The 3,737-nt window shown below is 43.5% G+C and carries 4 protein-coding genes and 1 tRNA gene; 3 read left to right on the top strand and 2 right to left on the bottom strand.

Annotated features, from left to right (window positions below; translation table 11 throughout):
- Nucleotides 1–356: 356 nt before the first annotated feature.
- Nucleotides 357–959: a hypothetical protein gene (locus QZ938_RS32840; protein WP_293356515.1), complete on the top strand. Its 603-nt coding sequence runs from the start codon at nt 357–359 to the stop codon at nt 957–959.
- A gap of 66 nt (nt 960–1,025) precedes the next feature.
- On the opposite strand, the gene QZ938_RS32835 is transcribed toward QZ938_RS32840, so the two are convergent.
- A tRNA-Lys gene (locus tag QZ938_RS32835) sits at nt 1,026–1,099 on the bottom strand.
- 137 nt (nt 1,100–1,236) lie between these two features.
- Here QZ938_RS32835 and QZ938_RS32830 point away from each other — a divergent pair.
- A complete protein-coding gene (locus QZ938_RS32830; protein ID WP_293150354.1) occupies nt 1,237–1,656 on the top strand; it encodes an element excision factor XisH family protein in 420 nt (139 codons plus the stop codon).
- Nucleotides 1,644–1,982: a XisI protein gene (locus QZ938_RS32825; RefSeq protein WP_293356518.1), complete on the top strand. Its 339-nt coding sequence runs from the start codon at nt 1,644–1,646 to the stop codon at nt 1,980–1,982. The genes QZ938_RS32830 and QZ938_RS32825 overlap by 13 nt, the downstream gene beginning before the upstream one ends.
- 152 nt (nt 1,983–2,134) lie before the next feature.
- Here the strand turns inward: QZ938_RS32825 and QZ938_RS32820 are convergent, their stop codons facing one another.
- A complete protein-coding gene (locus QZ938_RS32820; protein WP_293356521.1) occupies nt 2,135–3,532 on the bottom strand; it encodes an ankyrin repeat domain-containing protein in 1,398 nt (465 codons plus the stop codon).
- Between the last annotated feature and the right edge of the window lie 205 nt (nt 3,533–3,737).

Here is a 3,737-nt window from a genome sequence, read left to right as displayed (position 1 = left end):
ATCCCTAACTGGGTGATGCGATAATTGCACAGATTTCTGGGTGTTTTTACTCACTATTATCTCGGATAATTCACTTTTACCCCCTCAAGCAGTGTATGTGCCAGTTGGGGGTGCGGAATGTGGGTTACAAGTACGCAACATCAGCTTGTGTTAGACAGGTCTGGAGGATGGTTTTAATTGCTTACGCTGAGACTCCCGACAAATTAATTCTCAAACCCAGTTAGCCGATAACTAGCGACCCAACCCCATCCCCCTTAACTGGGGGATTTTTGTGTCTACAATTTTTGTCTACACTATGTTGACAACGTAGACAGCAGTCTGTTATTGTAGACGAATAACGTATACAGGTGTCTACAATGAGTCAAAGTCAAGTCGTATCCTTCAGAGCCTCCGGTCACTTCCTTAACTGGATAGAAGCTCAAAGACTAGATGGTGAGTCGGTTAGCCAAGCCGCGCAACGCATTCTCAAGGAAATCTCGGGCACGTCTACAGTGTCTACACCGCCGTCTACGCGAAACAATGATAGCGTCGCGTCTACAAATACTGTAGACATTGTAGACAAAACTGTAAGTTCAAGTCTTGAGCCCGTGATGGAGCGGATGGCCGCCATTGAGGAACGGCTGGAAAAAATTGAGTGCCTGAGCGACGGCAACGATGAATCGCTCAGGCAGGAATTGAAAGCGGCCAACAAGCAACTTGCAGAATGGGACAAGGAACTCAATCAGTTACACGAGCGCAATGGTGACTTGGATTTGGAAGTTCAGAATTTGAAGGAAGAACTTAGGGAAGTCAATAGCGATCGCCCTGAAAGTAAAAAATCTGTTCCGACCGTCGCAGAATTTCCAGAGCCGGCCGACTTGCTCAATCAGTTGAAAGCGCGGCGCAAAAAATCAGGGGCAAGCTTGGCAGACATGGAAGCAGTTTTGGAAATACTCAGCTACTTGGAAGAGCAGGATTGAGCGGAAACTAGAACTTTTAGTGGTCTAACAAAGCTGAAACTCTTGATTGATAAACATTAAAGGGGATGGGAGTAGAAGGACTTGAACCTTCGACCTTGAGATTAAGAGTCACCTGCTCTAACCAACTGAGCTATACTCCCGAATCTAGACTACTATAACACAACTAATCTGAAATATCAACTATTTTTGTAAATATTTGTGGCGATCGCGCGATCGCGAGTTTTCTGTAAGGGCGATCGACAGGAGCGAAGAACCCGCAAGCTACAATAGAAATACTATGCCTGCTAGAGACACTTATCACCAAACTGTTAAAAACGCCCTCATCAAGGATGGCTGGACAATAACCCATGACCCGCTGCGAATTCGTCTAGCTCGCGGCAGAAATTTGTTCGTCGATTTAGGAGCAGAGAGAATGCTTGCAGCCGAGCGCGGGACTGAAAAAATAGCAGTTGAGATTAAAAGTTTTATCGGTGCTTCAGACATGAAGGATCTCGAACAAGCGGCGGGTCAGTTTGTGCTTTACGAAGGCTTGCTGAAACGCTACTATCCCGAACACTTGCTATTTCTTGCAGTTACCGCAAACATCAAACACAGGGTTTTTGAGGAAGAAGCAGGTCAAAGTTTAATTGAAGATGGTATAATTCGTTTAGTTACTTTCGATCCAGTAGAGGAGGCGATAGAGCAATGGATTCGCTAAAGCTTCAATATCGCGATATCGTGGAAAAACTTCTCCAAGAATATATCGATTTTCTTGGTAATGACGACTTAACGGAGGTCAAATTAGTATTAGATGAAAAGCGCGATCGCTACTTGTTAGTCGAAACAGGCTGGCAAAACGGTTATCGCATCTACGGGAATTTGATCCACATTGAAATTATCGATAACAAGCTTTGGATAGAGCATGACGGCACAGAAGATGGCGTTGCTTACGAGTTGATGGTGGCGGGAATTCCCGAAGCAGATATTGTTTTGGCTTTCAAATTGCCGGAATTGCAAAAAGATCGATCGCTGGCAATTTTGTGACACTAAGCGATCGCCCTTACTCAATGGCTGATTTAAGTGCGATAGACCTCAAGCACCTTTCCAAAGTTCTGCAAAATGTATTGATTTGACATATTATTTATAGAGGCTCAGGCTTTAGCGCCCTCTAAATTTAGAGCGACGGACGATCGACACTAATCAAATGATTTGCATCGCCTCTTATCGGCCGATCGCAGATTTAATCCTATTTTGAGAGATTGAGCGAGCAAAACCTCAAATATATTTTGGTAATTGTTGCAATCAGCCAATTGAATTGGGGTACAGCCTCGCTGATTCTGTGGATTCACCATTGCTCCCGAAGCTAAGAGCGATCGTACAATTTTTAAGTGACCGAGTAAAACAGCATTGTGTAAGGGTGTATCTCCTTTATTATCTCTAGCATTAACATATGCTCCTGAAATCAATAGAATTTGCACAATTTCTAAATGTCCCTTGAGAGCTGCTTTGTGTAAGGCTGTATTTTCGCTATAGTCTTTAGCATTGACATCAGCTCCACAAGCGATTAGAAGTTCTACAATGGGTTTGTGTCCCTGTTCGGCAGCAGCGTGAATGGCTATTTTGCTAATTGTTGCTCCTTGAGAGAGCAAAAACTCAATAAGATTTTTGTCTCCTCTAGTAACGGCTCTATCGATAAGATTTCCATTCCAGCTATGAGGACTTCCTGCTACAGAAAGTCCGCGTTGCAGCAATAGCTGTACAAGATCTTGGTGTCCGTTATCTACTGCTAAATCTAAAGCTCCATCACCCCAATCTGTAACGGCATCAATATTAGCTCCACTATCGATTAATAGCCGCACCATTTCCACAAAACCCCAATTGGAAGCAATGCTCAAGGGATAATAACCCTGAGCGCATTCATAATTCACATTTGCACCGCACTCAATCAGTAGTTTAGCCACTTCAATCTGGTTATTTGCTGCTGCGAAGAACAACAAAGTATCACCGTTAGATTCTGTTACTATACGAGCATTTGGATCTCCCCCTTGTTCGAGATAACCCTCAACATCCTGGATATTACCGAGCGCAGCAGAAATGTGCGTGTTAATAACCGCACCTTCAGAAAAAAGTAGTTCGACAATTTCTCGATGTCCCCTAGAAGCGGCAACCTGAATTGGGGTTTCCCCAGGAGGGCTAACTATGTTAATATCTGCTCCAGCAGCAACAAGTGCTTCAACTATCTCGAATTGGTTGTTCCAAGCTGCTGCGTGTAAAGGAGTATCTGCCGATCCACGACCGCATCGGAAATTTACATCAGCACCAGAGTCAATCAGCAATTTTGCTAACTCTAGATTTTTATGGTAGATAGATAAGTGTAGAGGTGTATGGTCATCTCTGTCTGGTGCGTTAACGTCTGCACCCCTAGCAATTAATATTTCAGCCATCCTGACAGAGCCGATCTCAATTGCTTGGTGTAGAGGGGTTCTATCTAAGAAATTTTTATATCTAAAATTTATATCGTCACCTCGATCTAAAAGAGCGATAACTGTCTCAAGATCTTGATAACAAACTGCTTGACATAATTCCTCACTCATGGCTATTTTTTGATAAAATTTTGCGGATTATTAAACACAATCACAATGTCTGACTGTGTTCACAGCCCTAACTCCCATACTGTTAGAGTCGATAGGGGCATTACTACCCCTACCTCTCCTTCAAAACCGGACGTGAAACTTTCGCCTCATCCGGCTCCTTGATATCTTCATCCTTTGTTAAGGACACAAATTCAAAACGGGTGTT

This window comes from Microcoleus sp. CAWBG27, from assembly GCF_020883145.1.
Lineage (GTDB): Bacteria > Cyanobacteriota > Cyanobacteriia > Cyanobacteriales > Microcoleaceae > Microcoleus.
Note: the sequence above shows the minus strand (reverse complement) of the source record. Positions and strands in the feature narration are given on the sequence as shown.

Bases quoted from the DNA above. Each gene is read 5' to 3' on its own strand.
- QZ938_RS32830 (WP_293150354.1), top strand. From the start codon at position 1,237: ATGCCTGCTAGAGACACTTATCACCAAACTGTTAAAAACGCCCTCATC.
- QZ938_RS32820 (WP_293356521.1), bottom strand. From the start codon at position 3,532: ATGAGTGAGGAATTATGTCAAGCAGTTTGTTATCAAGATCTTGAGACA.
- QZ938_RS32825 (WP_293356518.1), top strand. From the start codon at position 1,644: ATGGATTCGCTAAAGCTTCAATATCGCGATATCGTGGAAAAACTTCTC.
- QZ938_RS32840 (WP_293356515.1), top strand. From the start codon at position 357: ATGAGTCAAAGTCAAGTCGTATCCTTCAGAGCCTCCGGTCACTTCCTT.